This is a genomic window from Lelliottia sp. RD5, from assembly GCF_056032945.1.
Genome location: NZ_JBVYHQ010000001.1, coordinates 1,313,754 through 1,340,450, shown reverse-complemented (window position 1 = coordinate 1,340,450; position 26,697 = coordinate 1,313,754). Strand labels below are relative to the sequence as shown.

The window sequence follows — 26,697 nt, the reverse complement described above, 5'->3', positions numbered from 1 at the left end:
ACGAAAAACGGCAACCGTTGGTTGCCGTTTTGCATTACCCCCCGCAGACCTCGCATCCGGGATGACGCATCAGTTTCATCTCGCGGAACTGACAGCTCATCGCGTCATACATCAGGATTTTTCCCGCCGCCGGTGTTCCGTAATGCGTCAGCACTTTAATCGCTTCCATAGCCTGCAATGACCCGATCACGCCGACCAGCGGCGCCATGACGCCCGCCTCGACGCAAGTCAGCGCATTCTCGCCAAACAGACGGCTCAGACAGCGATAGCAGGGCTCGCCGTCGGCGTAAGTAAATACGCTGATCTGGCCTTCCATCCGAATCGCCGCGCCGGAAACCAGCGGTGTTTTATGGGTAAAACAGCCCGCGTTAAGTTGATTACGAATGGCGACGTTATCGGTGCAATCAAGAACCAGGTCGTGCTGTGCGATTCGCGCGAATAGCGCAGTGTCATCGAGCAAAGCGTCAATCAATGTGAACTGAACGTGAGGATTAATGCGCGCCAGCGCGGCATGAGCGGAGGCGACTTTCGGCTCACCAATTGTCGCGTCGCTGTGCAACGTCTGGCGCTGCAAATTGGATACCGACACGGTGTCGAAATCCAGCAGCGTCATACTCCCGACGCCCGCCGCCGCGAGATATTGCGCCGCCGCACAGCCCAAACCACCTAATCCCACCACCAGTACGCGGGCGGCTTTGAGCGCTTCCTGACCGTCAAAATCAAAACCACGCAGCACGATCTGGCGGTTGTAGCGCAGCATCTCCTGATCGCTCAGTTCTACCGACATGCTCAGCCTCCAAATAAATGGTTAAAGGCTTCGACCTCAACCCACTCGCCCGCTTCGACGTTTCCGCGCTCGCGCTCAAGAACGATAAAGCAGTTGCCCTGGCTGAAGGAGCTGAAAATATGTGAACCCTGATGGCCGGTGGTGCTCACCTCCAGTAAACCCTCGGCGTTTCGTGCCAAAATTCCACGCTGGAAATCAAGACGACCCGGTGATTTTTTCAGGCGCGTAGCGGCCCGTACGCGCTGACGTGCGGGCAGGCCCTGTGCCGTGTTGCCGGACAATTTTGCCAGCAGCGGCTGCACCAGCTGATAAAACGTCAGCGCCGCTGACACCGGATTGCCCGGCAGGCCGCAGAACCAGCTGTGGTCAAGCTTACCGAAAGCGAACGGTTTGCCCGGTTTAATCGCCAGCTTCCAGAAGCCGATTTCACCCAGCTCGTCGAGAAGAATTTTGGTGTAATCCGCTTCGCCAACGGATACGCCGCCGGAACTTATCACCACATCAGCGGAGTTGTCCGCTTGTATAAACGCAGCGCGCAATTGTTCCGGATCGTCAGGAATAATGCCGAGGTTAATGACCTCGCAGCCCAGCTGTTCCAGCATCAGATGCACGGCCAGACGGTTGGTGTCGTAGATTTGCCCCGCTTTAAGCGGCTGACCCGGCAGCTGCAGCTCATCGCCCGTCGAGAACAGAGCAACGCGCACTTTGCGCACCACGTCGATCTCAGCAATACCCAGCGATGCCAGAACCGGCAGTTCAGCGGCCGTCAGCTTTTTCCCGGCGGCGAAAACGGCTGCACCCAGCGTGATATCTTCCCCGGCGCGGCGGATGTTCTGGTTCGGCTTAACGCTGGCGGTAAAACGCACCCCCTCGTCGGTTTGCTCGGTCTCTTCCTGCATCACCACCGCGTCGCAATCCGCTGGCACCGGGGCACCTGTCATAATGCGAATACAGGTTCCCTGCGGCCATTCACCCTGAAAAGGCTGGCCCGCAAAGGCTTTTCCGGCGACCGGCAATGCATTTCCTGCCTGAATATCTGCAAGACGCACCGCATAACCGTCCATCGCAGAGTTATCAAACCCCGGCACGTTCAGCGGAGAGACGATATCGCTCGCCGTCACGCGACCAAAACAGCGCAGTAAAGGTAGCGTTTCGTGCTCTTTGAGCGGTGAAATCTGGTCGAGCATCTGCGTGAGTGCCGTCTCAAGCGGCATCAGTCCGGCGGTAAAATCCATGGGTCACTCCTGCGGGATTGCAACGAAAGTGGGCATTATGGCAGAAAAGTGCCACTAACTGTATGACTCCGATGGTGTACGCTTTACATCACAGTTGCGTCTTTCTATATTCAAAAATCATCTGAAGCTCCGGCCACGATAATGATATTTATAGAAAAAGCAGCGCCTTTACGCTGATGGGTGATTGATATGGTGAATGCGGTTATCGCAATACACGGTGGAGCAGGGGCAATTACCCGATCAAAGCTGAGTCCTGAGCAGGAAAAACGCTACGTCAATGCGCTGTCTGTCATTGTCGAAACCGGTCAAAAAATGCTGGAAGCGGGAGCCAGCGCGCTGGACGTGGTCACTGAAGCGGTGCGTCTTCTGGAGGAGTGCCCGCTGTTTAATGCGGGTATTGGCGCGGTATTTACGCGCGATGAAACACACGAACTGGATGCCTGCGTGATGGACGGCAACACGCTTAAAGCCGGTGCTGTCGCTGGTGTCAGCCATCTGCGCAACCCGATTCTGGCGGCGCGTCTGGTGATGGAGCAAAGCCCGCACGTGCTGCTGATGGGGGCCGGGGCAGAAAAATTTGCCACTGAGCACGGAATGGAAACGGTTCTGCCTGACATTTTCTCCACGCCTGAGCGTTATCAGCAATTACTGGAAGCACGCACGGCGGGGATCACCCAGTTGGATCATTCGGCCCCGCTGGATGAGAGCACCAAAATGGGTACGGTTGGCGCGGTGGCGCTCGATAAAGAGGGCAACCTGGCGGCAGCGACATCCACCGGCGGCATGACCAATAAATTACCCGGTCGGGTAGGGGACAGCCCTTTACCCGGCGCGGGATGCTATGCCAATAACGCCAATGTGGCGGTCTCATGCACCGGCACGGGGGAAGTGTTCATCCGCACGCTCGCCGCCTATGACATTGCGGCGTTAATGGATTACGGCAATTTAAGCCTCGCTGAGGCCTGCGAGCGCGTGGTGATGGAAAAATTGCCCGCGTTGGGCGGGAGCGGCGGGCTTATCGCTGTCGATCGTGAGGGCAACGTTGCGTTGCCGTTCAACAGTGAAGGCATGTATCGCGCCTGGGGTTATGCAGGCGATGCACCAACAACGGGAATTTATCGTGAATAAGGGGGTTATGGGTGCCGCACAGTAACGATCTGGACAGCCAGCAGGTATTGGCGGTTCACAACCTGAACATCGCGTTTCAGGAAGAGCGGCGGCCCGTACCGGCGGTAAAGCATCTCTCGTTCTCACTCAAACGCGGAGAGACGCTGGCGATTGTTGGCGAATCCGGTTCCGGTAAATCCGTGACGGCGCTGTCGCTCATGCGCTTGCTGGAGCAGTCTGGCACCACTGTCGAGTGTGACAGCATGCTGCTGCGCAGGCGCAGTCAGAAAGTGGTCAGCCTGATGGAAATGAGTCAGTCGCAAATGCAGAGTGTGCGCGGCGCAGATATGGCGATGATATTCCAGGAACCGATGACGTCGCTTAATCCGGTCTTTCCGGTGGGCGAGCAAATTGCCGAGTCGATCCGCTTACATCAGGGCTTAAACCGTGAAGAGGCGTTGGCGGAGGCCAAACGCATGCTGGAACAGGTCCGCATTCCGGAGGCGCAGACGATCCTTTCGCGCTATCCGCATCAGCTTTCTGGTGGGATGCGCCAGCGGGTGATGATTGCGATGGCGCTGTCATGCCGTCCGGCGGTGCTGATTGCCGATGAACCGACCACCGCGCTGGACGTCACGATTCAGGCGCAGATTTTGCAGCTTATTAAAGTGCTGCAACAGGATATGGATATGGGGGTGATTTTTATCACTCACGATATGGGCGTGGTGGCGGATATCGCCGACCGGGTGCTGGTGATGTATCAGGGCGAAGCGGTGGAGACGGGCAGCGTGGAGCAGATTTTCCATGCGCCGCAGCATCCTTACACTAAAGCGCTGCTGGCGGCAGTCCCGCGTCTTGGGGCGATGAACGGCAGCGATTTACCGCGTCGTTTTCCGCTGATCTCGATGAACGATCCGCAGCATCAGGAAGCCGAAACGGAGCAAGACACGGTGGTGGCGGGCGAGCCCATTCTTCAGGTTCGCGACCTGGTGACGCGCTTCCCGCTGCGCGGCGGCATTCTGAATCGTGTGAAGCGCGAAGTGCATGCCGTCGAAAACGTCAGCTTTGATTTATGGCCCGGCGAAACGCTTGCGCTGGTGGGGGAGTCAGGCTGTGGCAAATCCACCACCGGACGCGCGTTACTGCGGTTAGTTGAGTCGCAGGAAGGCAGTATTATCTTCAACGGCGAGCGCATCGACACGCTGTCGGCGAGCCAGCTGCAACCGCTGCGGCGCGATATTCAGTTTATCTTCCAGGACCCCTATGCGTCGCTCGATCCGCGCCAGACGGTGGGGTATTCGATCATGGAGCCGCTGCGGGTGCACGGGTTATTGCAAGGCGAAGAGGCCCAGCGTCGCGTGGCGTGGTTACTGGAGCGCGTGGGGCTGAAACCGGAACATGCCTGGCGTTATCCGCACGAATTTTCTGGCGGCCAGCGACAACGCATTTGCATCGCGCGTGCGCTGGCGCTAAACCCGAAAGTGGTGATAGCGGATGAGTCGGTGTCGGCGCTGGACGTCTCCATCCGGGCGCAAATTATCAATTTACTGCTCGACTTGCAGCGCGATCTGGGCATCGCCTTTTTGTTTATTTCGCACGATATGGCGGTAGTGGAGCGCATCAGCCATCGCGTGGCGGTGATGTACATGGGGCAAATTGTTGAAATTGGTCCGCGTCGCGCGGTGTTTGAAAATCCGCAGCATCCTTACACCCGTAAGCTGATGGCGGCCGTACCGGTCGCCGATCCGGCACATCGCCACGGCCAGCGCGTGCTGCTCCAGGATGAGATGCCAGGCAATATCCGTAAACGCGGTGAGCGGGCAGAACGGGTTGAATTACGCGAGGTTGGCCCCGGCCATTTCGTCGCACCTCCGCGTCAGAACAATGCGTTTTCGTGGTTATAACATTTGACAGACAGGGAACAACAGGAGAATAAAATGACAAAATTTGTTGCTCGACCATGGCTGTTAGCCGCGAGTGTCACGGCGGCGCTGGCGGCAAGCCCTGCCTTTGCGGCCAAAGATGTGGTTGTTGCGGTGGCATCAAACTTCACCACGCTCGATCCGTATGACGCCAACGACACGCTGTCGCAGGCGGTGGCGAAGTCGTTTTATCAGGGACTGTTTGGCCTTGATAAAGAGATGAAGCTGAAAAACGTGCTGGCGGAGAGCTATACCGTCTCTGATGACGGCCTGGTGTACACCCTCAAACTGCGCAGCGGCGTGAAGTTCCAGGACGGGACAGACTTCAACGCCGAGGCGGTGAAGGTCAACCTGGATCGCGCCAGCAACAAGGAGAACAGCCTCAAGCGCTATAACCTGTACAAGAATATCGCCAGCACTGAGGCCGTCGATCCCACGACCGTTAAAATCACCTTAAAAGAGCCGTTCTCGGCGTTTATCAATATTCTGGCGCACCCGGCGACGGCGATGATTTCGCCAGACGCGCTGAAAAAATACGGCAAAGAGATTGGCTTCCATCCGGTTGGAACCGGGCCGTATGAGCTGGTCACCTGGAATCAAACCGATTTTGTGAAGGTGAAGAAATTCGCCGGATACTGGCAGAAAGGGCTGCCAAAGCTGGACTCTATCACCTGGCGTCCGGTGGTGGATAACAACACCCGCGCGGCGATGCTCCAAACCGGCGAAGCGCAGTTTGCCTTCCCGATCCCTTACGAGCAGGCGGCGATCCTGCAAAAAAACAGCAAGCTGGAGCTGGTCGCCAGCCCGTCGATCATGCAGCGTTACATCAGCATGAACGTCACGCAAAAGCCGTTTGATAATCCGAAAGTGCGTGAGGCGATCAACTACGCGATTAACCGTCAGGCGCTGGTGAAGGTCGCCTTTGCGGGCTACGCGACGCCAGCCACCGGCGTCGTCCCGCCGTCGATCCAGTATGCCGAAACCTACACGCCGTGGCCGTACGATCCGGCGAAAGCGCGCGAACTGTTAAAAGAGGCCGGATTCCCCAACGGCTTCAGCACTACGCTGTGGTCGTCGCATAATCACAGTACTGCGCAGAAAGTGTTGCAGTTCACCCAGCAACAACTGGCGCAGGTGGGTATTAAAGCGCAGTTAACCGCGATGGATGCGGGGCAGCGTGCCGCAGAAGTGGAAGGGAAAAGCCAGAAAGAGAGCGGTGTGAGAATGTTCTACACCGGCTGGTCAGCCTCAACGGGCGAAGCTGACTGGGCGCTGTCGCCGCTGTTTGCCTCGCAGAACTGGCCGCCAACGCTGTTTAACACCGCGTTTTACAGCAATCCGCAGGTGGATAAAGATCTGTCTGACGCGCTGAAAACCACTAAACCAGAAGAGAAAGCGCGGCTGTATAAAGACGCGCAGGATACTATCTGGAAAGAGTCGCCGTGGATCCCGCTGGTGGTAGAAAAACTGGTTTCCGCGCATAACAAAGCGCTGACGGGTTTCTACATTATGCCGGATACGGGCTTTAGCTTTGACGATGCGGATTTGAAATAACAGAACTCATTCCCGCAGGCGACGGCGTGCGGGATGAGAGGGAAAGGCATGCTGAATTATGTGTTTAAACGCCTGCTGGGGTTGATTCCAACGCTACTTATCGTGGCGGTGCTGGTGTTTTTGTTTGTCCATATGCTGCCGGGCGATCCGGCACGATTGATTGCCGGGCCAGAGGCGGACGCAACGGTTATTGAGATGGTGCGCAAGCAGCTGGGTCTCGATCAACCGCTGTATGTCCAGTTCTGGCATTACATCACCAACGTTTTACAGGGCGATTTCGGCACGTCAATGGTGTCGCGTCGTCCGGTGTCCGAAGAAATTGCCAGCCGCTTTATGCCGACGTTTTGGCTCACCATCGCCAGTATGCTGTGGGCCATGGTGTTTGGTCTTGCGGCGGGCATTATTGCTGCCGTCTGGCGCAACCGCTGGCCTGATAAGCTTGGCATGGCGCTGGCCGTGACGGGAATTTCCTTTCCGGCGTTCGCGCTGGGCATGCTGTTGATGCAGATTTTCTCGGTGGAACTGGGCTGGTTGCCTACGGTGGGGGCAGACACCTGGAAGCACTACATTCTGCCATCGGTTACGCTGGGCGCTGCCGTGTCCGCCGTGATGGCGCGATTTACTCGCGCCTCGTTCGTGGATGTGCTGAGTGAAGATTACATGCGAACCGCGCGCGCCAAAGGCGTGAGCGAAAAGTGGGTCATCCTCAAGCATGGTCTGCGCAATGCGATGATCCCGGTCGTCACAATGATGGGCCTGCAGTTTGGCTTTTTGCTGGGCGGCTCGATTGTGGTCGAAAAGGTGTTCAACTGGCCGGGGCTAGGTCGCTTGCTGGTCGATTCGGTCGACATGCGCGACTATCCGGTGATTCAGGCAGAAGTCCTGCTGTTTTCACTGGAGTTTATTCTTATCAATTTAGTGGTGGACGTGCTGTACGCCGCCATTAACCCGGCAATCAGGTACAAGTAAATGAGATTGTTACACTGGCGCCGTCAGGCCATGCTAAACGCGATGCCGGGGATAAAACCGGACCATATCCGCACGCCGTGGCTGGAGTTCTGGCGGCGATTTCGTCGTCAGCCTGTGGCAATGACCGCCGGGCTGTTCGTTTTGCTGTTGATCGTCGTGGCGATTCTGGCGCCCTGGATCACCCCATATGATGCGGAAAATTATTTCGATTACGACCGTCTGAATGACGGCCCGTCAATGGTGCACTGGTTTGGCGTGGATTCCCTTGGGCGCGATATTTTTAGTCGTGTGCTGGTGGGCGCGCAGATTTCGCTGGCGGCGGGCGTTTTCGCCGTGCTGATCGGCGCTGCGATAGGCACGGTGCTGGGACTGCTGGCGGGGTATTACGAAGGCTGGTGGGATCGTATTATCATGCGCATCTGCGATGTGCTGTTCGCCTTCCCGGGTATTTTGCTGGCGATTGCGGTGGTAGCGATTATGGGCAACGGCATGGCAAATGTGATCATCGCCGTGGCGGTGTTTTCCATCCCGGCGTTTGCGCGTCTGGTGCGCGGCAATACGCTGGTGCTCAAGCAGCAGACGTTTATCGAGTCGGCGCGCAGCATCGGTGCCAGCGATGCGACCATTCTCTTCAACCACATTTTGCCCGGCACCGTGTCATCCATTGTGGTCTACTTCACGATGCGAATCGGTGTGTCGATTATCTCGGCGGCGAGTCTGTCGTTCCTGGGGTTGGGCGCACAGCCGCCTACGCCGGAATGGGGTGCAATGCTGAATGAAGCGAGGGCAGATATGGTCATTGCGCCCCACGTTGCGCTCTTCCCGAGCATGGCCATTTTCCTCACGGTGCTGGCGTTTAATCTGCTGGGCGACGGACTGCGCGATGCGCTGGACCCCCGAATCAAAGGCTAAGCGCGGGAGGCTTTTCCCTGTGCCAGAAAAAGCATTAGTACGAAATTTTTAACATTGTAAAAGATGTTAAACGGTTACCATTTATTGATCTCAGGCAGTGATCTGTACAAAAAATGAACTTATGCTTTCTTTGCACAATGGCTGATTAGGGAGGAAATAGCATGTCCGTTGACAGACTGAAACGCGATCTGCTGAACAAGCTGATCAATGCCCGAATTGACCTTGCAGCTTATCTGCAGTTAAGGGTGGCAAAAGGGTATATGTCAGTCAGCGAAAGCGACCATCTGCGCGAAAATTGTTTTGAACTGTGCGCCTACATGCGTAAACAAGCGCCAATCCTGAGGGAGCACTACGATGCGGATGAGCAACGCATCCTAGGTCGCGCGGCAGACGCGCTTTCTAAAGCCGCCGTCTGTTTGATGACCGGGCACCATGATTGCCCAACGTTTGTAGCCGTCAGCGCAGATAAGCTTGAACACTGCCTGACAACACTCACTCTCTGCATTATGTGCCTGAAAGAGCACACTCCGCTCCAACAGCACTGAGCCACGGGGGAGGCAACTCCCCCTTCTGATTAAGCTTTTGTAAAAACGCTAACGCGCCTGCGCTGCCTGGCTAATCTTTATGCCATACGTCGAAAAGGAGTGCGTTATGCGTCGATCTTCGCTTATTTCTTTGTCTTTCTTATTGATATCCACGTCGGTGATGGCTGCGCCCGCAGCGGTTAAGGTCGATATTCTCCAGACAAAATTGGATCACCCCTGGTCGCTGGCTTTTTTACCCAATAATCAGGGCATGCTGATCACGCTAAAAGGCGGACAGCTTAAGCACTGGCAGGCGGGTAAAGGGCTATCCGATCCGATTGTGGGTATTCCAAAAGTGTGGGACAGCGGGCAGGGTGGGCTTTTCGACGTTGTTCTCGCACCCGATTTTGAACAATCTCGCCGCATCTGGCTGAGCTACGCCGAAGTCGGAAATGACGGCAAAGCGGGTACGGCGGTGGGCTATGGCCGTCTTAGCGATGACCTGTCGCGCATAGAATCCTTCCAGGTGGTGTTCCGCCAGATGCCAAAACTGTCTACCGGCAACCACTTCGGCGGGCGATTGGTGTTTGATGGTAAGGGCTATCTGTTTATCGGCTTGGGGGAAAACAACCAGCGTCCGACGGCGCAGGATCTGGATAAACTGCAGGGCAAAGTGGTGCGTCTGACCGATCAGGGTAAAGTGCCAGCCGACAACCCGTTTGTTGATAAAGCCGGTGCGCGGCCGGAAATCTGGTCCTACGGCATTCGCAATCCGCAGGGGATGGCGATGAATCCCTGGAGCGATGCGCTGTGGCTGAATGAACATGGCCCGCGCGGCGGCGATGAAATTAATATCCCGGAAAAAGGCAAAAACTACGGCTGGCCGCTGGCGACACACGGCATCAACTACAGCGGCCTGAAGATCCCGGAAGCGACAGGCGAGCACCACGACGGCACCGAGCCGCCGCTGTTTGTCTGGAAGAAATCGCCGGCAGTCAGTGGGATGGCGTTCTACAACAGCGAGGTGTTCCCGCAGTGGAAAAACAAGCTGTTTATCGGCGCGCTGAAAGAGAAAGACGTGATCGTGCTGAGCGTGAACGGCGACAAGGTGACGGAAGACGGGAGGATTCTGGGCGATAAAGGCTCCCGTATCCGCGATGTCCGCGTTGGCCCGGATGGATATTTATATGTCCTGACAGATGAATCAGACGGGCAACTGTGGAAAGTCAGCCCGTCCAAACAGTGATTAGCTGACGGGTATCATCACCACATTCTGATACGCCGGGCGCTCGCTGAGCTGTTTCAGCCAGCGCTCGAGATTCGGGCGCGGTGCCCAGGTCAGGCCAATCTGTGTGAGGTTCCAGACGAACGGTGCCACCGCAATATCACCCACGCCGAAGTTTTCCCCGGAGAACCACGGTTTGTCGGCCAGTTCAGCATCCATCATCGCGAACAGCGTTTCGCAGGTGGCTTGTGCCGCGTGAATAGCGGGATAATCGCGGTCGGGTTCAGCCGTTCTGACCAGCCCCATCAGGATCACGCGGTGGACAGGCGAGAGCGTCTGGTTCGCCCAGTCCATCCATTTTTCACCCTGAGCACGCTGCGCGGGGGCGTCGACCCACAGGCGATTTTGACCGTACTGAGCCGCCAGGTAACGCACGATGGCATTAGATTCCCACAGCGTTAAATCCGTTTCATCGTCACGTAACAGCGGCACCAGGCCATTCGGATTCATCGCCAGATACTCGGCGTCTTTATTCACGCCAAACTGCAAACCGGCCATCACCAGGTTAAACGGTAAATCCAGCTCTTCCAGCGTCCAGAGGACTTTCTTGACGTTAGTCGAATTGTTCCTGCCCCACAGCGTAATCATACTGACTCCTGAAATCATCAAACCATCGGTTTTGTGAATGAAATCTAACGAATTCCATGGTGAGATAAACCCAACAATTACGCAACAGGTGACAAAAAAATCGTCTCTATCAAAGCGTATCTGAATGTTATTGCGTAAACTTTAAAAACTTTACCTCGTTTAGGTTTCTTTGAACGCATTTGTGCGCTATTACTCATCGCTTCTTGCGACACGGTGATGTGACGTGATTTTTAGAATGGACACTCGGGTGGCATTTATGACGCAACTAACTTCTTCTCTGCGCGGCCTGGCAGCAGGCTCTGCGCTACTGTTTTTGTTCTCTCCAACACTGTATGCAGCTGAACAAGCCGCGCCTGAAGCGCCTCCGGTTGACGCGCGCGCCTGGATTTTGATGGATTACGCCAGCGGTAAAGTGCTGGCGGAAGGCAACGCGGACGAACAGCTCGATCCGGCGAGTTTGACCAAAATCATGACCAGCTATGTGGTGGGCCAGGCGCTAAAAGCAGGCAAAATCAAGCTCGACGATATGGTCACCATCGGCAAAGATGCCTGGGCCACCGGCAACCCGGCGCTGCGCGGATCGTCCGTTATGTTCCTGAAACCGGGCGATCAGGTGTCCGTTTCCGATCTGAATAAAGGCGTAATCATTCAGTCGGGCAATGATGCCTGCATCGCGCTCGCCGATTATGTGGCGGGCAGTCAGGATTCATTCATTGGCTTGATGAATGGTTACGCGCAAAGACTGGGCCTGACCAAAACCACGTTCAAAACCGTTCACGGTTTGGATGCGCCAGGGCAATTCAGTACCGCGCGTGATATGGCATTGCTCGGCAAGGCGCTGATTCACGATGTGCCGGAAGAGTACGCCATTCACAAAGAGAAAGAGTTTACCTTCAACAAGATTCGTCAGCCGAACCGCAACCGCCTGTTGTGGAGTAGCAACGTAAACGTGGACGGTATGAAAACCGGCACCACAGCGGGTGCGGGTTATAACCTTGTGGCCTCGGCAACGCAGGGCGATATGCGCCTGATCTCCGTGGTGCTGGGGACCAAAACGGATCGTATCCGCTTCAACGAATCAGAAAAACTGCTGACCTGGGGCTTCCGCTTCTTCGAAACCGTCACGCCGATCAAGCCGGATGCGACGTTTATCAGCCAGCGCGTGTGGTTTGGCGATAAGAGTGAAGTCAATCTGGGCGCGGGTGAAGCCGGTTCAGTGACCATTCCGCGCGGACAGCTGAAAAACCTGAAAGCCAGCTACACCTTGACGGACCCGCAGCTTACCGCACCGCTGAAAAAGGGCCAGGTGGTCGGGACAATCGACTTCCAGCTAAACGGTAAATCCATCGAGCAGCGTCCGCTGATTGTGATGCAAGCGGTGGAAGAGGGCGGCTTCATTAGCCGGATGTGGGATTTCGTCCTGATGAAATTCCACCAGTGGTTCGGGAGCTGGTTCTCCTAGATAAATGCAAAACGGCAACCTTCAGGTTGCCGTTTTAGTATTTGCGCTTTCTCCCACAGGGAGAGTTGAGATGCGGGCATCAGCCTAATAGATCAGCTTAATGTGATGCTCTTTTGCATGGTCTACCAGGTCATCATCCGGGCGGCAGTCGCTGACAATCGCATCAAACCGCGACAGTTCGCCCATTCTTGCCGAGCGCACTTTCCCGAACTTACTGTGATCCACCACCAGTACATGATACTGCGCGGCATTCATCGCCCAATGCTTCACCGTCAGCTCTTCGAGATTAAAACAGGTCGCACCCTGGCGTACGCTGACGCCCGCCGCCGAATAAAAGGCGATATCCGGACACAGGTTGCTAAGCGTATCCTGCAGATTGAGCGGCTTGAAAATCGCGTTGCTGGCGTGGAACTCCCCGCCACAAAGAATCACCCGGCACTCGGGCTTTTCCTGTAAGGCCAGAAAAGTGTTTAGCGAATAACAGACGCCGGTAAACGGCAGTTCGTTATCGATGGCTTCGATAATCCAGGGCGTGGTGGTACCACAATCAAAAAACAGGGTTTGATGCGGCTGGACTAACGACGCGGCCTGACGCGCGGCTTTGCGTTTTTCTTCGACCAGACGGGTTTTTTGATCGTTAATCAGATAGTGACTACCGCTGCGAGGTTCGAGAACGATATACCCGCCGAGCAGCACCACGGGGGCACTTTCGCTGTTCAGATCGCGACGAATGGTCATCTCAGAGACGCCTAGCAACGTCGCGGCTTCTTTGAGATGCAGCTTATCGCTGCGCTTCAGCGCCTGCAGTAGCTGGGCAATGCGGTCGTCGCGTCGTGTTTCCATAGGTCCTCAGGATCAAAAGTGAACCCCGCAACGCGGGGGCTCAAGTGTAACCTGTCGCACCGGGATTAGTCACGTACCCAGCCTTTGCGGATAGGCAGGGCAAAGCAGATGCGATAGACCTGCTGGAGTCCGCGATAGAGCTGAGGACCAAAAAGCTTCCACAGGATTTGCGCACTCAGGCAGCCAATCATACCCACCAGCAGACCGCCGAGCATATCCAGCGGCCAGTGAACGCCCAGATAGACGCGTGACCAGGCGATCGCGATCGCGATGCCCATCAGGACCACGCCAGACCAGACGCGATGCCAGAACAGGAAAGCCAGCGCGAAGGTGAAGATCACCGTGCCGTGATCGCTTGGGAAAGAGTCATCCGCCGAATGATGCAGGAAATTGGAGCCAATATGGTCGACAAACGGCCGATCGTGTGGGAACAGATGTCCCAGCATCCACGATGCCGTCATGCTGACAGCAAGTGCCATGGCGACTTTTATCACCAGTTGGCGCTGCGCGCTGACCTGTTTACGCGGCCCCCATAGCCAGAGGATCACCACCAGCGCCGGGACAATGTTAATCAGATCTTTGGCGATAAATTTGGCGAAGACAATCATCCACTCTGGCGAGGCCGGGGTGGCATTAATCAGATAAAACAGGCCTAAATTAAGATTCTCTAGCATTCCATCATCACTCTTTTGCAAACCAGGCTGAAACAAGGCCATAAGCCAAAACCTGAGAAAACCATACCCACCAACCTGCCCACAGGTTGTGAGAGAAAAAATGCGCGCCGCGCATTACCTGGCCATAGCCCATCAGTAGCCCAGAGATAACGCCGAGTGCGACAAAGCCCCAGGCCAGACGTGGACGCTCGCGCCAGAACGCAAAAAACAGTCCCATCACCATAAAGCCGCTGGACGCGTGCCCGCCGGGGAAACAACGGCCCGGGCCGCTATCAACCGGCGCGCTGCCGAACAGGGGATACGAAACAGCCTTACCGCCGTACTCCACCAGATCCCACGGGCAGCTGTGATGGCTCATGCTTTTCAGGACGCCGACGACCAGGGTGCCGAGCCCCATCAATAACGCGCCCGTCACCAGCGGCGCGTTGCGACGATACGCGCCGTAAATCAGCGCGACGGCAGCCAACGCAATGGCGATGAACTTTGCCAGTCGGTGATTGAGTAAATCGAGCAAGTGGTTCTGTTGCAGCGGAAAACGGTGCGTTGCCGCGTCAAACCAAAAGCCCGTTATCCAGCGGTCCAGCATTTCGTCGCGCGAAAGCCAGGTAAACAGCACCGCCAGAACCCCTAGCGCCAAAAGCTGATAACCATAAAAGCGTGCCGGCAGACGGTAAAGCGGTTTTGTCTTAGTTGTCTGTGACTTAGATAATTCTGATGCGACAGGTAATGGGGCCATGATGACATTCGATGACGGGAAATAGGGTTATCATAGGGGGGGCAACTTAAGGAAACCTTAAACGACAGCGATATGTGCTGTATTTCTGTTTATCTTCAATAATTCACTATCTCGACACCGGCCAATTCATTAAAATCATCGCGATTTTTCATCATAAAGAGACCGCATGTTAAACCGTTCTTCTTCTTCCGGTCATCGTCTGGGTCGTCAGGCGTTACTGTTTCCGCTGTGTCTGGTGCTTTACGAATTCTCGACCTATATCGCTAACGATATGATCCAGCCCGGTATGCTGGCGGTGGTCGCGCAATACAACGCTGGAATCGAGTGGGTACCCACATCCATGACCGCCTATCTGGCGGGGGGCATGTTTTTGCAGTGGTTGCTGGGACCGCTGTCGGACCGTATTGGCCGCCGTCCGGTTATGCTGACCGGCGTGGTGTGGTTTATCGTCACCTGCCTCGCCATTTTGCTGGCGCAAACGATCGAACAATTCATGGTGCTGCGCTTTTTGCAGGGCGTGAGCCTCTGCTTTATCGGTGCTGTGGGGTATGCCGCCATCCAGGAGTCATTTGAAGAGGCGGTGTGCATCAAAATTACCGCGTTGATGGCGAACGTGGCGCTGATAGCACCGCTGCTCGGCCCGCTGGTGGGCGCGGCCTGGGTACACGTTGCGCCGTGGGAAGGGATGTTTATCCTTTTCGCGCTGTTAGCGGCGATTTCCTGGTACGGCCTGCATCGCGCAATGCCAGAAACCGCGACCCGACTGGGCGAAAAATTGTCGCTCAAAGAGTTAGGCCGCGATTATAAAGAAGTGTTGAAAAACGTCCGCTTCGTGGCGGGCGCGCTGGCAACCGGATTTGTCAGCCTGCCGCTGCTGGCGTGGATTGCGCAGTCGCCGGTGATTATTATCAGCGGTGAGAAACTCAGCAGCTATGAATATGGCCTGTTGCAGGTGCCGATTTTTGGCGCGCTCATTATCGGTAATCTGGTGCTTGCCCGTCTGACGTCACGCCGCTCCGTGCGCTCGCTGATCATCCTGGGCGGCGGGCCGATTGCAGGCGGTTTGATTCTCGCCGCTGTCGCCACGGTGGTCTCTTCACATGCTTATCTGTGGATGACCGCTGGCCTGAGCATTTATGCGTTTGGGATTGGTCTTGCCAACGCAGGCCTGGTGCGCCTGACGCTGTTTGCCAGTGAGATGAGTAAAGGAACGGTGTCGGCCGCGATGGGCATGCTGCAGATGCTGATTTTTACCGTCGGGATCGAAGTCAGCAAACATGCTTACATCCTTGGCGGTAACGGCCTTTTCAGCCTGTTTAATCTGGCGAACGGCGTACTGTGGGTGGGGCTGATGGTGATATTCTTGAAAAATAAACGCGTCGGCAACGCGTTACAGCCGTAACAGTGTGGAGAGCCCGGCCAGCGCAGCAACGCGACCGGGCTAAGCCTTTAGTTAAACGGCGCTTCTTTGGTTAACACTTTCTCGATGACGTCCAGCACGCCTTCGTCATTATTGTGCGGTGCCTCAAAACGCGCGACGGCTTTGATATGCGCTTTGGCATTCGCCATCGCAAAGCTAAAGCCAGACTGACGCAGCATTTCGACGTCGTTGCCGCTGTCACCGAAGGTCACCACTTCGTTGTCCTCAATGCCCCAACGCTTCTGCAAAATACGCAGACCGTTCGCTTTGTGCACACCCGGAATTATCAAATCGATATTGCCGTGCCCGGTCGTGACCGGCACCATAATATCGCTGAGTTCCGCATGAATCATGGTCTGAATGCGTGGGATTTCGCTGTCCGGCAGGTTAAGCCCAAACTTAAAGAAAATGTCGTTCAGGTTATCGAAATTCTCGACCATTTCGAGACGGTGGTAATATTTTGCCGCCATCTCTTTGAGGGAGTCGTCGTACGATTTCAGGGTATAAGCGCTGTTTTTCCCGCAGGCGATGACTTCTACTTCGGGCAATGAACAGAGAAAGCGCGCGACGGTATCAAACTGCGTTTTGGTCAGCTCGCCGTTGAACACATCTTCCCGGGCATTTACCACCCAGCCGCCATTTTCCGCGACAAAGGCAATTTCATGCGCAATGTCGGGGAAGAAAGAGATCAGCTGATAATATTGATTCCCGCTGGCAACCACGAAGCGAATACCTTGCTGTTTCATGCGTTCATATTGCGCCAGAAAGCGTTCACGATTGTAAGTTTTGGCGTCGCTTAAAAAGGTGCCATCCATGTCGACTGCGATTAACTTAACGCTCATATCCCTTCTCCATAGCTGAGTCTTGCGAATCCGGTTTGGCGACCGCTTTGGCCACCAGCGCGGCAACGATGACTAACGCTAACACCACCAGCATGGCGCTGCGCAACCCGTAATGTTCACCGAGGAAACCGAGCAGCGGCGGACCGACCAGGAAGGCCAAATAGCCCGTCGTCGCCACCACGCTGACACGTGTCGGCGCATCCGGGCCAGTGTCGCTGGCAGCGGAAATAGTCAGCGGGAATCCAAGCGATGCGCCTGCGCCCCATAAAATTACCGATACGCCTGCTATCCAGTCCACGTCGACAAAGATAATCAACGCGATGCCTAGCGCACCCATTAATGCACTGGCGCGGACTACGGCCACACGGCTGTAGCGATCGATAAACCAGCCGCCGGTAAAGCGCCCGACGGTCATGCCGAGGGTGAATCCAGCGTAAATCAGCGAGCCGGAGGTCGGGCTAAAGCCATGACCGTCGACCATTAATAGCGGGAGCCAGTCGTTAGCGGAGCCTTCGGCAAAGGCCATCGCCAGAACCACGACACCAATCAGCATCAACTGCATGTCGCGATAAAACGGCAAACCTTTCACCACCGATTTTTGCTCTTCCGCGGTATTTTTACCGGTGCCATCAGGTATCGCGGTGATGCCAGTGAGAATAGGGATAATGCAGACCAATGCCGCCAGTAGAATATGTAAGTTTGCCGCGACGCCGAATGCCGTCAGCGCCATACCCACGCCTGCGCCTGCCAGCGTGCCGAGGCTATAAAAGCCATGCATCATCGGCAGCACGGTTTTATCCATTTCGCGTTCAACGGCGGCACCTTCTACGTTAATCGCCACTTCTGCCGCGCCAAAACTGCCACCAAATACCGTCAGGCCGAGGGCAAACATCAGCGGCGAGGCAAACCATAGCGCTACGCTCAGAAACACCATTCCCAGCACCGCGCAGCACATGGTGGTGCGGATGACGGTGCGTGTACCAAAGCGCTTAACCAGCCACGCAGAGCAAAGAATGCCGCTCATTGAACCAATCGACAGACCAAACAGCACGATGCCCATTTCTGCGGTCGATACCGTCAAAATGTCGCGGATCGCGGGCGTGCGCGTAGCCCAGGATGCCATCAGCAATCCAGGAATAAAGAAGAACATAAAGAGCGCCCACATGCGTCGCTGCAGGGCCTTGCGTGGAGAGGTTGAGGTCATTCGAATCACACCAGAAGCATAACAATAGCGACAACACTAGCAAGTTTGTGTACATTTGTACACAAACGGAAAGAGGAATTTATGAGCAGACGACCGAACGATCCACAGCGCCGGGAAAGAATTCTTCAGGCTACTCTGGAGACCATTGCAGAGCATGGGATAGATGCCGTCACGCACCGTAAAATCGCCACCTGTGCGGGGGTGCCGCTAGGGTCGATGACCTATTATTTCGACGGTATGGATTCACTGCTGGAAGAGGCGTTCACGCGTTTTACCTGTCATATGTCACAGCAATATTGCGACTTTTTTGCGGGCGTCACCGGGCCGGAAATGGCCTGCGAATCCATTACCACGCTGATCCACAGTTCTGAAGTGACCACGCCACATAATATGGAGCTAATGTATCAACTTTACGCGCTGATGAGCCGCAAGCCTGCGTTAAAAAAGGTGATGCAGGACTGGATGCAAACCAGTCAGTCGACGCTTGAGCAGTGGTTTGATCCGGTGACTGCACGTGCCCTGGATGCCTTTATCGAAGGGATGACGCTGCATTTTGTGACGGACAGGCAGCCGCTCTCGCGAGACGATATTCGACGGATGGTGGGACGGATTGCTGGTGAGCATTGCTGAAAGAGATACGAGGATGTGATTGCTTATTGCTTCCTGATTCTGTTAGGCATTCGTCACGCTTTTCAGGCTTTATCTCTCTGGAGTGCCCTTTAAAACCAGATATTTTTTACATTGATATGAATATAAGTGATTGCTTTTAATTATATAAATAACTGTAAGACGTAGGCGCTCAAATATCCGCTCGGATTGAGTTCGGGTCAGATATGAAATTTTTGGTTTACTGATGATAACCAGCAGCGGCTGGAGAAAGTAAGGATCGAGGTGGTTGTGAATGGAGAGGCTATGAATAACAGGCAACAAAAAACCCATTTATGCAAATGGGTTATTAAAAACAATGACTTATAATTAAATCAATAAGTTAAATAGGTTGTGATTGGTAGTAAGCATTAGGGAATGGCAATGGTCGCCGCCACTTCGTCGCCACTGGGCATGGTGGCCAACGGATTGAAGCGTAGTGCTGATTCCAGGTGTTCTGGTGCCAGATGCGCGTAGCGCATAGTCATTTTGATATCGTGATGGCCTAATATTTTTTGCAAGGCGAGAATGTTCCCACCGGACATCATAAAGTGCGCGGCAAAGGTATGGCGTAGCACGTGAGTAAGCTGACCGCGTGGCAGGATTATGGAGGTTTTGTCCATTACTGATGAAAACTGGAAATAATAATCGTCGAAGAACTTAAATCCTTTAAGGGAAGTTAATTCTTCATACAAGCCAGGGCTGATCGGTACGCTACGATTTTTCTTCCCCTTCGTCCGGGTAAAAGTGATGCGATATTTTGTAACCTGCGAACGTGTAAGATTTACCGCCTCTCGCCAGCGCGCGCCAGTACACAGGCAAATTTTAACGACGAGTGTTAGCAATCGGTTTTGACGCTGACAGTCATACATTAATTCTGCTATTTGATCATGCGTCAGCCAAGCCATTTCCTTTTCGGCTATGGTGAATTTGCGCATGTTTTCCAGAGGATTAGGCTGTAACCATTCACCCAGGTGAATGAGTTCACTGAAAACACTGCTGAGATAACTCTGCTCTAGGTTGACGGTAACTAGACTGGCACCTTTTCGCCATTTCTCACTGAAGTAAATCTCTCCGGTAATGCGTTTATCACGATAATGGGCAAACATCTTGGGTGTTAGCAAACTGGCTGTAGGATTGCCTAGTGCATTGACTATGAGTAAGAGCTTAGCGTAAACGTGTTTACCTGCGGACAAAGAGGTGCCGTGCAGTTTATACCAAAGGTCTACAACATCTTTTAGTGAACGCCGGTCAACACTTTCACTTAACCATGGTTTGGCCGCTGTTTCGTCCATGATGTGGCGCTCAAACGCCAGTGCTTCACCTTTAGTGGCAAACTGCTTTCTTACCCTGCGCCCAGTGCGTCCGGCTGGGTAGCATTCGCATATCCATTTTCCTGCTTCAAGTTTACGAACTGCCATTGAATACCCCTTATTACTTTAAGATGGGGTATGATTTACTGTTTATTTATACAGTGTCAATGTTTGATAGTTCTGTTATCAAACATTTGTCATTAGGTAGTAATGGCATTTCGCCAGTGGCTTAAGGTCATTAATTCCACATTCAAAAGATTGACCGCCTGAAACTGGGGCAACAAGCACCCTGCCAACTGGAATGCGGGTGAGTTCTTTGATGCTAACTTTCCCCTCAATCTCCACAACCCAAGTTCCATCCGATACCTCGTCACCTTTTTGTTCTGCAAGATATTGAGTTTCATCCTCAAAAATTATTACTGGCTTGCATAGATGAGTAGGGAGCATTGCTTTGTCGAGCATAAAAAAATTGGAGTCGTAGATAATTCCATCAATGATTTTTTTCCGAGGAACCGCAATTACATCGCCCAAAGCATTATCGTTTGCAGTCTGCGGGTACTCATTTGGAGTTTTTTTATCTCCATTTTTGAAGGGTTCACCCTCACCAAAAGAAAGCCATTCTAGTGAGGCGCCAGTTTCCATAGCGCATTGAATAACCCAGTCAGAAGGAAAAATATCCCTCATCCATCGGGTGCTCATCGTACTAGTTGATGCACCCAACTGATCGCATAAAGCCTGTCGTGTCTTGAACCCATAAGCTGTTAGCAATCGCTTGATTACTTCCTGCCCGCCTTTATTGAAGTCCATAATTACGCCCTTGGAGTTTTATTTGTTGACTAACTCCATTTGAAGCATTAGCCTTCCGCTTGAAGTACGGAAATGGAGTTATTTAATACTTATCACCGCTTGCTACGGTTTGAGACTTAAACGAGGAATCTTGCACCATGACCACAAACATTTCAATCAATCTGCCAGTCCCTTCAATTTCAAAAGAGAAGTACATCGAACTCACTGGTTTACCGGAAGATACCGTTGAAGCGATGTTGAAGGATGGCCGTCTGCCTCGTCACCGACTTCGTAAAGACTTAGGCCGTGAAAAGGTCATGATCAATATCGCGGCTCTTACTATCGACGCCCTTGCGGGTTGCAACATCGTACTTAACTGATTCGATTTTGAAACGCTGAGAGGGTGCTGACTATGTTTGATTACCAAACTTCCAAACATGCACATTTTGATGCAGCTTGCCGAGCGTTTGCGCTGGCGCACAATCTAGAAGATGTGGCTGCTGCCGTTGGTATGCGCCCACAAATGCTGCGCAATAAATTGAACCCGGTTCAACCGCACCGTCTGACCTGCGACGAGCTTCTGGCTATCACCGATTACACGGAAGATGCCCGTTTACTGGATGGGATGCTGGGGCAGATTAATTGCCTTCCATCCGTTCCGGTCAATAACGCCACTGAAGCCAACATGCAGTTTTGCGCGTTGAGTGCCACCGCCAATGTGGGGGCGATCGCTGGGGAAGCTGTATCAACTGAGCACATGACAGCCGCGCGCCGTACACAAATTCTTGACCGTGCGCGAGATGCTATCCGTTCCCTTTCCGTCCTGGCTTACACCGTTGAAAGCCGTCTCCAGTCTGCGCCGGTTCTTGCTGCTGCCGTCGATATCGTTACTAGCAGTGCCAGCGGCATGATGTGAGGGATAACCATGAAAGCTTTTGTGACTTACCTGAAAAATGAATCTCCGGCCATACAACTGGCCAGCGGGTCTACAGGCTGGATTGAACTGCCAAACGGCCAGCGCTGGAACCCTGGCCACCAATACAAGTTCAACGCCCGTTTATCTCGTCGTCCGTGGTGGTCCCGTTTGTTCGGATTTACACGGGGACGCTATGGCCATTAATTCGGAGCAACATGAACTAGGCCTGAAATGGCTTGGAAATATCCGCCGTAAATACTGGAGCGAGAAAAGCGAAGCCGCCGAATGGTGGGACAAATTAACACCAGAATGGCGCGGGGTTGTTTTACATGCTGCCGCAGTTGCTTCAGGAACGGACGTGTTTAAGGCTCACTTGTGTAAATGCAACTGGTCTGAGTTATTCGAGCGCCTGGATTACCGGGCAATGATTCAACTGCGCCAGGGAATATCCAGGGCGCGTCTGACGTTTGAAGGATTCGGGAGTTTGTGCGACAGCGATTTTTCGAAACGCAGCGCCAACCGCCAGGTGAAAAAGGCACATCCGATCCACAGCAGTAATGGCGTGCAGATGATTATCGCGCCTCATATCGTTCATAAGTTGCAACAGCAGGAGAATCATTAATGTCCATTATCTCTGTAAACGCCAAAGAACTGGGACAGGAGCTGGCTGTGTGGGGTGTTCCACATAATTACGTCATTCTCTTTCTGGAGAAAAGTACCGTAAAAAGTGGCCGTGTGGCTTTGCATCCTTTTTTCTTTAACGACACTGAGCACATGACAAACGCGCGTCACTGGCTTGCTTTAAATACAGCCTTCTGGTGCTGCGTGTACCGCGAAGCCGAAAGCAAATATGCCCAGGTTGAAGCGCTGGCCAGCATTCGAACCATTTTTTATACCGCTGGAGCGTTAGGAGTAGGAGAGATTAAGGCGCTGATCCAGGAGTGGTGGCGCAATACCTACGAGTTACACAAAGTACCCGCGCCGAGCTATTCAGCCGCGCCCATTACCGTTTCTTTCCACTAATTAACAGTCTGAGTTTTTGGCCATCCCTGCGATGGCCGGGGATTCTTTTGCCTTAAGGAAATAAAAATGCACATGACTCGTCAGAATTTACCAGCAACAGAATCAGGTATTGACCTGATGGCAATGCTTATTAAGGCCACGCAGGAGGGTAAGGTTGCAGCAGCTGATCTATGTTCCACCCGTTTGGATAAGCTTGCCACTTTTGCCGCCAATGAAGGGCTGAGTGCTGCGGAAATCGTAGAGCTGATCCGTGAAGAGGCTGTGGCCATTTGCAGTAAAGGCGGTGCAGCATGGCAATAAAAACACCGCTTAAATGGGTAGGTAGTAAAGTCCGCCTGATGCAGCAGTTGTGTGGCCACTTGCCGGAAGGTAAGCGCCTGGTGGAACCTTTCGCGGGTTCGTGCGCCGTAATGATGAATACGGACTATGACGAATATCTGATCGCTGACCTGAACCCGGATTTAGTCAATCTCTATAAGGCTATGGCCTACCACACAGACGCATTTCTCATGGAGCTTGAAACCCTTTTTTCTGCCGGGGGGTTAGGTGAACAGGAGAGTCGCGCCATTTTTTACTATGCCGTTCGGGACGCGTTCAACTTGTCGGGGAAAGTACATGGGGCTGAAAGCGTTGCAGCTGCTGCCCGTTTCATGTACCTGAACCGCCACGGCTTTAATGGGCTTTGCCGTTACAACCGCCGTGGCCAGTTCAATGTTCCGTTCGGGAAGTACAAGAAGAACTATTTCCCGCTTGATGAAGTCCGTGCATTTGCTGAAAAGGCGAAGCGCGCGACGTTTATCACAGCGCATTACTCCGAAACGTTGGCCTTGGTTCGTGCCGGGGATGTGGTCTATTGCGATCCGCCATACCTGACGGAATCAGGAAATTTCACCTCATACACGGAAAGCGGCTTTTCACATCTTGATCAGGGACGGCTGGCCAGAAGGCTGCGCCGCCTCGCTGAAAAGGGCGTGAGTGTTGTTGCGTCAAACAGCGATCTGGAAATGGTGCGCTATCTGTATGCCGGTTTTGATGCTGTACGGGTAAATGCACCACGCAGTGTTGGTGCAGCAGCTGCGAGTCAGAAGGTGGCTAAAGAGTTGATCCTTAAATCCCCGCTCAACATTGCGGTGAATAAGGGGGCTGCGTGATTGTCTTCGGTGAATCAATCTGGCTCTGGGTTTACTACAGCGTTTACGTGGTTATAGCTCTGGTCTTCCTGTTTGTTAATACCCGTAACCTGAAGAAAGATAGTGGGGACTATGTGCCAGATATGATGGATTTCATCATTGTTCATGTCTGGGCAGCGCTATGGCCAGTTGCGTGGGGCATTGAACTGGCTGTCTGGCTGGTGCGTAAGTATCTAAAAATCTGGCACAGCCTGGCGGGTAGGGCGTGACCGATCTCGCTTTCAATCATGGTCAACATCATGCCGCCGATATCTGGCGGTATGATGTTGCGTATCGTGTTTACTTACTTAGCGGGAGGGGTATTTTTGGGGATGTCAGCCATCCTAAATATGCCTTCAGCCATTGCTGCTTTTACATCTGGAATAGCCATCACTGCATCGTAACCCCGGAATGTGGCCGTATCATCTATAAGGTTGGTCAGCCCAATCTCACCCAAAAAAATACGGATAGAAACATATTCACTCATTCCGTGGCCTGTAATCACCCGGTAAATGTACCCGTCGTGATAAATAGCCACGGGATAGCTCATCATTCCGTCATCAATATCAAGCGTGTTCAGCCACTCGGTGATCGTTTCATCATAATCTGGGCGGGGGCAATCTCGGGTGTAACGGTGCTTCATGCGATTTTCCATATGGTCTGGAGGGTTTATGCCTAACCTATCGGAAAGCGAATCGGCGATCAAACAGTGGGCATACACCTGGAACGCGCCGCTAGAGGCAATCGCAAGCCCGTTCCCCACATACGAAGAATTAAACCAACGTGATCGGGATAATGCGGCGTTAGCGTGCGCTCAGGATTTGCTACAAAAGCAGCCACTGATTGTCCGTATGTCAGTAAATTCGACGGCCAGTAAACTGGAGAAAGAGCAGGGCATAAAACGTGCAAACGCGTTTCTCGCAAAAACATTCCTTGAGCGCATTCTGCCGCGCGTAAATATCGTTTCAAAGCGTTATAACATCGGCAAAATGACAGCCGATACTGTCCGCCTGATGCATCGCTTTAATCACCTTCCTGATATGTCGAAAGAAGACATTGCCCTGCTGGCGCAAGATGTTTCGACGTTCATCACTATGGAACTCAGCCTTATCAACGATGAAATGCCTGATGCAGGTGCGCTGAAGTTGCTGTATGCGCTTTATGTGCGCGCTGCGAGTATCACCCAGGCATTCCGCCAAATTGCCCCAGACTTTGAAAAACTAATGAATCGCTACTTTGATGAACCGCAGGCCGCAGCAGCTCTTTCGCGGATGATGTCCGATCAATGGTGGGCACGACGACTGCGCAGACATGCAGCGGAGTGGCGTGAGCATCTGCAAATTTCCTTGAATCATGTCAGTAAAAAAATCAGCACCTACGCCAGCAAGCAGATGATCCGCGAATGGAAAGAGCAGAAGCGCCGCACACGGGAATTTCTTAAATCCATGGAACTGGAGGATGAAGAAGGCAACCGAATCAGCCTGATCGATAAATACTGGGGAAGCGTGGCAAACCCAGCGATACGGCGTACGGAAATGATGGTGCGTATTCGAGGTTTTGAAAATGTCTGTAACGAATTGGGTTATGTGGGGGAGTTTTACACCATAACTGCACCGTCCAAGTATCACGCTACTACCGTTCATGGCCATCGCAACCGCAAGTGGGATGGCAGCAGTCCAGCAGATACGCAGGGATATTTAAGAAAAGTGTGGGGAAGAATCCGGGCAAAACTGCACCGCAATGATTTGCGTGTTTTTGGGATTAGGGTAGCTGAGCAGCATCACGATGGAACGCCACACTGGCATATGCTGCTGTTTATGCGCCCAGAAGAGGTTGTGCAGGTGCGAGGAATTTTGCGTGATTACGCGATGGATGAAGACCACGCAGAGTTGATTACCGATAAAGCGAGAAAAGCCCGTTTTCATGCGGAAAGCATCGATCCAGAAAAAGGGTCGGCAACGGGATATGTGGCCAAATACATTTCTAAAAATATTGATGGTTACGCACTGGACGATGAACTGGATGATGAAAGTGGTAAGCCCATGAAAGAAGCTGCGGTAGCCGCTGCTGCCTGGGCATCCTGCTGGCGTATCCGTCAGTTTCAGTTCGTTGGTGGCGCACCGGTTACGGTATGGCGTGAGCTACGCCGAATGGCTGATCACGATACCGCTATGGGGTTGAGCGTGGAATTTGCCGCTGTGCATGATGCGGCAGATAACGGCGACTGGGCAAAGTACATCAATGAACAGGGGGGACCATTTGTCAGAAGGGATGAGTTGATTGCCAGAACCTGGTACGAAACAGGCCAGGAATATAACGCATATGGTGAGGAAATCGTGCGGGTTAAGGGGGTTTTCTCTCCAGTTATTGGCGTAGGTACGCCGATCTTAACGCGGCTCACAAAGTGGAAGATTGTACCGAAGTTAACCGCCGATCAGGCGGTTGCAGTTAGCGGCGCGAATGCGCCGCCTAGGAGTTCTGTCAATAACTGTACGGAGGGTGGAAACCGGAGGTGGTTAAAACTGGAACTGAACCAGCGCGGATTTGCCGGAACGGAGGAAGAAATAGACATTTTGAAGCGCGGCGGCGGTCTGATATTTGGGCGAACAGCCCTGATTTACAGGAAGGGGAGGTTACAGGAGAAAAGGAGTAAGCCAGAGGATGAACAATGGCCAGGCTGGCAGTGATGGTGTGTAAGTGCGTGATATGTAATACGTAAATTTCAATTCACGTGAATTATCATTTCACAAATCGTGCTTTTATGTATACTGTGTATCTATA

The 26,697-nt window shown here is 53.5% G+C and carries 30 protein-coding genes; 19 read left to right on the top strand and 11 right to left on the bottom strand.

Annotated elements, in window-relative coordinates; translation table 11 throughout:
• Nucleotides 1–34: 34 nt before the first annotated feature.
• Nucleotides 35–787, bottom strand: coding sequence for a molybdopterin-synthase adenylyltransferase MoeB (gene moeB / locus AC0LWE_RS06730; protein ID WP_131487170.1), 753 nt, complete (start codon nucleotides 785–787; stop codon nucleotides 35–37).
• Nucleotides 788–789: 2 nt separating this feature from the next.
• Complete coding sequence (gene moeA, locus AC0LWE_RS06725) at nucleotides 790–2,022, bottom strand: molybdopterin molybdotransferase MoeA (protein ID WP_202667121.1); 1,233 nt, start codon at nucleotides 2,020–2,022, stop codon at nucleotides 790–792.
• A gap of 189 nt (nucleotides 2,023–2,211) precedes the next feature.
• On the opposite strand from moeA, the gene iaaA reads away from it, so the two are divergent.
• From iaaA to AC0LWE_RS06690, 7 genes are all read left to right on the top strand, one after another.
• Nucleotides 2,212–3,150, top strand: a complete 939-nt coding sequence (gene iaaA / locus AC0LWE_RS06720) for a beta-aspartyl-peptidase (protein WP_059178540.1) — start codon at nucleotides 2,212–2,214, stop codon at nucleotides 3,148–3,150.
• An 11-nt stretch (nucleotides 3,151–3,161) separates the two neighbouring features.
• Nucleotides 3,162–5,033, top strand: a complete 1,872-nt coding sequence (gene gsiA / locus AC0LWE_RS06715) for a glutathione ABC transporter ATP-binding protein GsiA (RefSeq protein WP_202667119.1) — start codon at nucleotides 3,162–3,164, stop codon at nucleotides 5,031–5,033.
• A gap of 33 nt (nucleotides 5,034–5,066) precedes the next feature.
• Complete coding sequence (gsiB, locus tag AC0LWE_RS06710) at nucleotides 5,067–6,605, top strand: glutathione ABC transporter substrate-binding protein GsiB (protein ID WP_219346847.1); 1,539 nt, start codon at nucleotides 5,067–5,069, stop codon at nucleotides 6,603–6,605.
• A 48-nt stretch (nucleotides 6,606–6,653) separates the two neighbouring features.
• The gene (gsiC, locus tag AC0LWE_RS06705; RefSeq protein ID WP_059178537.1) at nucleotides 6,654–7,574 is read left to right on the top strand and encodes a glutathione ABC transporter permease GsiC; all 921 of its coding nucleotides are present in this window, start codon (nucleotides 6,654–6,656) and stop codon (nucleotides 7,572–7,574) included.
• Nucleotides 7,575–8,486 carry a glutathione ABC transporter permease GsiD gene (gene gsiD / locus AC0LWE_RS06700; protein ID WP_174342224.1) on the top strand — a complete coding sequence of 304 codons (912 nt, stop codon included), beginning with the start codon at nucleotides 7,575–7,577 and terminating at the stop codon, nucleotides 8,484–8,486.
• 161 nt (nucleotides 8,487–8,647) lie between these two features.
• Nucleotides 8,648–9,031 carry a biofilm formation regulator BssR gene (gene bssR / locus AC0LWE_RS06695; RefSeq protein WP_202667117.1) on the top strand — a complete coding sequence of 128 codons (384 nt, stop codon included), beginning with the start codon at nucleotides 8,648–8,650 and terminating at the stop codon, nucleotides 9,029–9,031.
• Between the two features lie 106 nt (nucleotides 9,032–9,137).
• Nucleotides 9,138–10,256 carry a PQQ-dependent sugar dehydrogenase gene (locus tag AC0LWE_RS06690; protein ID WP_202667116.1) on the top strand — a complete coding sequence of 373 codons (1,119 nt, stop codon included), beginning with the start codon at nucleotides 9,138–9,140 and terminating at the stop codon, nucleotides 10,254–10,256.
• Here AC0LWE_RS06690 and AC0LWE_RS06685 read toward each other — a convergent pair whose 3' ends face one another.
• Nucleotides 10,257–10,883 (bottom strand): glutathione S-transferase family protein, encoded by a 627-nt coding sequence (locus AC0LWE_RS06685; protein WP_202667115.1) that lies wholly within the window; start codon nucleotides 10,881–10,883, stop codon nucleotides 10,257–10,259.
• 256 nt (nucleotides 10,884–11,139) lie between these two features.
• Here AC0LWE_RS06685 and dacC point away from each other — a divergent pair, with 256 nt between their 5' ends.
• On the top strand, nucleotides 11,140–12,345 hold the full coding sequence (gene dacC / locus AC0LWE_RS06680) for a serine-type D-Ala-D-Ala carboxypeptidase (protein ID WP_059178742.1): 1,206 nt from the start codon (nucleotides 11,140–11,142) through the stop codon (nucleotides 12,343–12,345).
• A gap of 84 nt (nucleotides 12,346–12,429) precedes the next feature.
• On the opposite strand, the gene deoR is transcribed toward dacC, so the two are convergent.
• The 3 genes from deoR to AC0LWE_RS06665 all read right to left on the bottom strand — a co-directional run bounded on the left by deoR (nucleotide 12,430) and on the right by AC0LWE_RS06665 (nucleotide 14,598).
• Nucleotides 12,430–13,188 (bottom strand): DNA-binding transcriptional repressor DeoR, encoded by a 759-nt coding sequence (gene deoR / locus AC0LWE_RS06675; protein ID WP_174342222.1) that lies wholly within the window; start codon nucleotides 13,186–13,188, stop codon nucleotides 12,430–12,432.
• 65 nt (nucleotides 13,189–13,253) lie between these two features.
• Nucleotides 13,254–13,862 (bottom strand): undecaprenyl-diphosphate phosphatase, encoded by a 609-nt coding sequence (ybjG, locus tag AC0LWE_RS06670; protein ID WP_131487179.1) that lies wholly within the window; start codon nucleotides 13,860–13,862, stop codon nucleotides 13,254–13,256.
• A gap of 7 nt (nucleotides 13,863–13,869) precedes the next feature.
• Complete coding sequence (locus AC0LWE_RS06665; RefSeq protein WP_059178531.1) at nucleotides 13,870–14,598, bottom strand: phosphatase PAP2 family protein; 729 nt, start codon at nucleotides 14,596–14,598, stop codon at nucleotides 13,870–13,872.
• A 166-nt stretch (nucleotides 14,599–14,764) separates the two neighbouring features.
• On the opposite strand from AC0LWE_RS06665, the gene AC0LWE_RS06660 reads away from it, so the two are divergent.
• A complete protein-coding gene (locus tag AC0LWE_RS06660) occupies nucleotides 14,765–16,000 on the top strand; it encodes an MFS transporter (RefSeq protein WP_202667113.1) in 1,236 nt (411 codons plus the stop codon).
• 47 nt (nucleotides 16,001–16,047) lie between these two features.
• Here the strand turns inward: AC0LWE_RS06660 and AC0LWE_RS06655 are convergent, their stop codons facing one another.
• A complete protein-coding gene (locus AC0LWE_RS06655; RefSeq protein WP_219346846.1) occupies nucleotides 16,048–16,860 on the bottom strand; it encodes a Cof-type HAD-IIB family hydrolase in 813 nt (270 codons plus the stop codon).
• Nucleotides 16,850–18,064 carry an MFS transporter gene (locus AC0LWE_RS06650; protein ID WP_202667111.1) on the bottom strand — a complete coding sequence of 405 codons (1,215 nt, stop codon included), beginning with the start codon at nucleotides 18,062–18,064 and terminating at the stop codon, nucleotides 16,850–16,852. The genes AC0LWE_RS06655 and AC0LWE_RS06650 overlap by 11 nt, the downstream gene beginning before the upstream one ends.
• A gap of 81 nt (nucleotides 18,065–18,145) precedes the next feature.
• On the opposite strand from AC0LWE_RS06650, the gene AC0LWE_RS06645 reads away from it, so the two are divergent.
• A complete protein-coding gene (locus AC0LWE_RS06645) occupies nucleotides 18,146–18,694 on the top strand; it encodes a TetR/AcrR family transcriptional regulator (RefSeq protein ID WP_202665185.1) in 549 nt (182 codons plus the stop codon).
• Between the two features lie 386 nt (nucleotides 18,695–19,080).
• On the opposite strand, the gene AC0LWE_RS06640 is transcribed toward AC0LWE_RS06645, so the two are convergent.
• Together AC0LWE_RS06640 and AC0LWE_RS06635 are read right to left on the bottom strand one after the other, a co-directional pair.
• Nucleotides 19,081–20,130 carry a phage integrase gene (locus AC0LWE_RS06640; RefSeq protein WP_234593571.1) on the bottom strand — a complete coding sequence of 350 codons (1,050 nt, stop codon included), beginning with the start codon at nucleotides 20,128–20,130 and terminating at the stop codon, nucleotides 19,081–19,083.
• A 78-nt stretch (nucleotides 20,131–20,208) separates the two neighbouring features.
• Entirely contained in the window at nucleotides 20,209–20,829 is a 621-nt protein-coding gene (locus tag AC0LWE_RS06635; RefSeq protein ID WP_234593572.1) for a phage repressor protein CI, read from the bottom strand.
• Between the two features lie 137 nt (nucleotides 20,830–20,966).
• On the opposite strand from AC0LWE_RS06635, the gene AC0LWE_RS06630 reads away from it, so the two are divergent.
• The 8 genes from AC0LWE_RS06630 to AC0LWE_RS06595 all read left to right on the top strand — a co-directional run bounded on the left by AC0LWE_RS06630 (nucleotide 20,967) and on the right by AC0LWE_RS06595 (nucleotide 24,146).
• Entirely contained in the window at nucleotides 20,967–21,188 is a 222-nt protein-coding gene (locus AC0LWE_RS06630) for a regulatory phage cox family protein (RefSeq protein ID WP_234593574.1), read from the top strand.
• 32 nt (nucleotides 21,189–21,220) lie between these two features.
• Nucleotides 21,221–21,724, top strand: coding sequence for a phage regulatory CII family protein (locus tag AC0LWE_RS06625; RefSeq protein ID WP_234593575.1), 504 nt, complete (start codon nucleotides 21,221–21,223; stop codon nucleotides 21,722–21,724).
• A gap of 9 nt (nucleotides 21,725–21,733) precedes the next feature.
• A complete protein-coding gene (locus AC0LWE_RS06620) occupies nucleotides 21,734–21,928 on the top strand; it encodes a phage filamentation protein Fil family protein (RefSeq protein WP_234593576.1) in 195 nt (64 codons plus the stop codon).
• A complete protein-coding gene (locus AC0LWE_RS06615; RefSeq protein ID WP_234593577.1) occupies nucleotides 21,918–22,346 on the top strand; it encodes a hypothetical protein in 429 nt (142 codons plus the stop codon). Before AC0LWE_RS06620 ends, AC0LWE_RS06615 begins: the two co-directional genes overlap by 11 nt.
• The gene (locus AC0LWE_RS06610) at nucleotides 22,346–22,747 is read left to right on the top strand and encodes a hypothetical protein (protein ID WP_234593579.1); all 402 of its coding nucleotides are present in this window, start codon (nucleotides 22,346–22,348) and stop codon (nucleotides 22,745–22,747) included. The genes AC0LWE_RS06615 and AC0LWE_RS06610 overlap by 1 nt, the downstream gene beginning before the upstream one ends.
• Nucleotides 22,748–22,813: 66 nt before the next feature.
• Entirely contained in the window at nucleotides 22,814–23,047 is a 234-nt protein-coding gene (locus AC0LWE_RS06605; protein WP_234593580.1) for a DUF2732 family protein, read from the top strand.
• A complete protein-coding gene (locus tag AC0LWE_RS06600; RefSeq protein ID WP_234593581.1) occupies nucleotides 23,038–23,898 on the top strand; it encodes a DNA adenine methylase in 861 nt (286 codons plus the stop codon). Before AC0LWE_RS06605 ends, AC0LWE_RS06600 begins: the two co-directional genes overlap by 10 nt.
• Nucleotides 23,895–24,146 carry a hypothetical protein gene (locus AC0LWE_RS06595; protein WP_180261235.1) on the top strand — a complete coding sequence of 84 codons (252 nt, stop codon included), beginning with the start codon at nucleotides 23,895–23,897 and terminating at the stop codon, nucleotides 24,144–24,146. Before AC0LWE_RS06600 ends, AC0LWE_RS06595 begins: the two co-directional genes overlap by 4 nt.
• 74 nt (nucleotides 24,147–24,220) lie before the next feature.
• Here the strand turns inward: AC0LWE_RS06595 and AC0LWE_RS06590 are convergent, their stop codons facing one another.
• Nucleotides 24,221–24,559 carry a hypothetical protein gene (locus AC0LWE_RS06590; RefSeq protein ID WP_234593582.1) on the bottom strand — a complete coding sequence of 113 codons (339 nt, stop codon included), beginning with the start codon at nucleotides 24,557–24,559 and terminating at the stop codon, nucleotides 24,221–24,223.
• Here AC0LWE_RS06590 and AC0LWE_RS06585 point away from each other — a divergent pair.
• The gene (locus tag AC0LWE_RS06585; protein ID WP_474265070.1) at nucleotides 24,558–26,603 is read left to right on the top strand and encodes a replication endonuclease; all 2,046 of its coding nucleotides are present in this window, start codon (nucleotides 24,558–24,560) and stop codon (nucleotides 26,601–26,603) included. The two genes, AC0LWE_RS06590 and AC0LWE_RS06585, sit on opposite strands and share 2 nt — an antisense overlap.
• Nucleotides 26,604–26,697 lie beyond the last annotated feature (94 nt).

Bases quoted from the DNA above. Each gene is read 5' to 3' on its own strand.
- AC0LWE_RS06630 (WP_234593574.1), top strand. From the start codon at position 20,967: ATGACCACAAACATTTCAATCAATCTGCCAGTCCCTTCAATTTCAAAA.
- AC0LWE_RS06645 (WP_202665185.1), top strand. From the start codon at position 18,146: ATGAGCAGACGACCGAACGATCCACAGCGCCGGGAAAGAATTCTTCAG.
- ybjG (WP_131487179.1), bottom strand. From the start codon at position 13,862: ATGCTAGAGAATCTTAATTTAGGCCTGTTTTATCTGATTAATGCCACC.
- AC0LWE_RS06620 (WP_234593576.1), top strand. From the start codon at position 21,734: ATGAAAGCTTTTGTGACTTACCTGAAAAATGAATCTCCGGCCATACAA.
- moeA (WP_202667121.1), bottom strand. From the start codon at position 2,022: ATGGATTTTACCGCCGGACTGATGCCGCTTGAGACGGCACTCACGCAG.
- AC0LWE_RS06585 (WP_474265070.1), top strand. From the start codon at position 24,558: ATGCGATTTTCCATATGGTCTGGAGGGTTTATGCCTAACCTATCGGAA.
- gsiB (WP_219346847.1), top strand. From the start codon at position 5,067: ATGACAAAATTTGTTGCTCGACCATGGCTGTTAGCCGCGAGTGTCACG.
- AC0LWE_RS06615 (WP_234593577.1), top strand. From the start codon at position 21,918: ATGGCCATTAATTCGGAGCAACATGAACTAGGCCTGAAATGGCTTGGA.
- AC0LWE_RS06590 (WP_234593582.1), bottom strand. From the start codon at position 24,559: ATGAAGCACCGTTACACCCGAGATTGCCCCCGCCCAGATTATGATGAA.
- moeB (WP_131487170.1), bottom strand. From the start codon at position 787: ATGTCGGTAGAACTGAGCGATCAGGAGATGCTGCGCTACAACCGCCAG.
- gsiC (WP_059178537.1), top strand. From the start codon at position 6,654: ATGCTGAATTATGTGTTTAAACGCCTGCTGGGGTTGATTCCAACGCTA.
- AC0LWE_RS06655 (WP_219346846.1), bottom strand. From the start codon at position 16,860: ATGAGCGTTAAGTTAATCGCAGTCGACATGGATGGCACCTTTTTAAGC.
- AC0LWE_RS06690 (WP_202667116.1), top strand. From the start codon at position 9,138: ATGCGTCGATCTTCGCTTATTTCTTTGTCTTTCTTATTGATATCCACG.
- AC0LWE_RS06665 (WP_059178531.1), bottom strand. From the start codon at position 14,598: ATGGCCCCATTACCTGTCGCATCAGAATTATCTAAGTCACAGACAACT.
- iaaA (WP_059178540.1), top strand. From the start codon at position 2,212: ATGGTGAATGCGGTTATCGCAATACACGGTGGAGCAGGGGCAATTACC.
- AC0LWE_RS06625 (WP_234593575.1), top strand. From the start codon at position 21,221: ATGTTTGATTACCAAACTTCCAAACATGCACATTTTGATGCAGCTTGC.
- AC0LWE_RS06600 (WP_234593581.1), top strand. From the start codon at position 23,038: ATGGCAATAAAAACACCGCTTAAATGGGTAGGTAGTAAAGTCCGCCTG.
- AC0LWE_RS06610 (WP_234593579.1), top strand. From the start codon at position 22,346: ATGTCCATTATCTCTGTAAACGCCAAAGAACTGGGACAGGAGCTGGCT.
- gsiD (WP_174342224.1), top strand. From the start codon at position 7,575: ATGAGATTGTTACACTGGCGCCGTCAGGCCATGCTAAACGCGATGCCG.
- dacC (WP_059178742.1), top strand. From the start codon at position 11,140: ATGACGCAACTAACTTCTTCTCTGCGCGGCCTGGCAGCAGGCTCTGCG.
- AC0LWE_RS06605 (WP_234593580.1), top strand. From the start codon at position 22,814: ATGCACATGACTCGTCAGAATTTACCAGCAACAGAATCAGGTATTGAC.
- deoR (WP_174342222.1), bottom strand. From the start codon at position 13,188: ATGGAAACACGACGCGACGACCGCATTGCCCAGCTACTGCAGGCGCTG.
- AC0LWE_RS06660 (WP_202667113.1), top strand. From the start codon at position 14,765: ATGTTAAACCGTTCTTCTTCTTCCGGTCATCGTCTGGGTCGTCAGGCG.
- AC0LWE_RS06640 (WP_234593571.1), bottom strand. From the start codon at position 20,130: ATGGCAGTTCGTAAACTTGAAGCAGGAAAATGGATATGCGAATGCTAC.
- AC0LWE_RS06685 (WP_202667115.1), bottom strand. From the start codon at position 10,883: ATGATTACGCTGTGGGGCAGGAACAATTCGACTAACGTCAAGAAAGTC.
- bssR (WP_202667117.1), top strand. From the start codon at position 8,648: ATGTCCGTTGACAGACTGAAACGCGATCTGCTGAACAAGCTGATCAAT.
- AC0LWE_RS06650 (WP_202667111.1), bottom strand. From the start codon at position 18,064: ATGACCTCAACCTCTCCACGCAAGGCCCTGCAGCGACGCATGTGGGCG.
- AC0LWE_RS06635 (WP_234593572.1), bottom strand. From the start codon at position 20,829: ATGGACTTCAATAAAGGCGGGCAGGAAGTAATCAAGCGATTGCTAACA.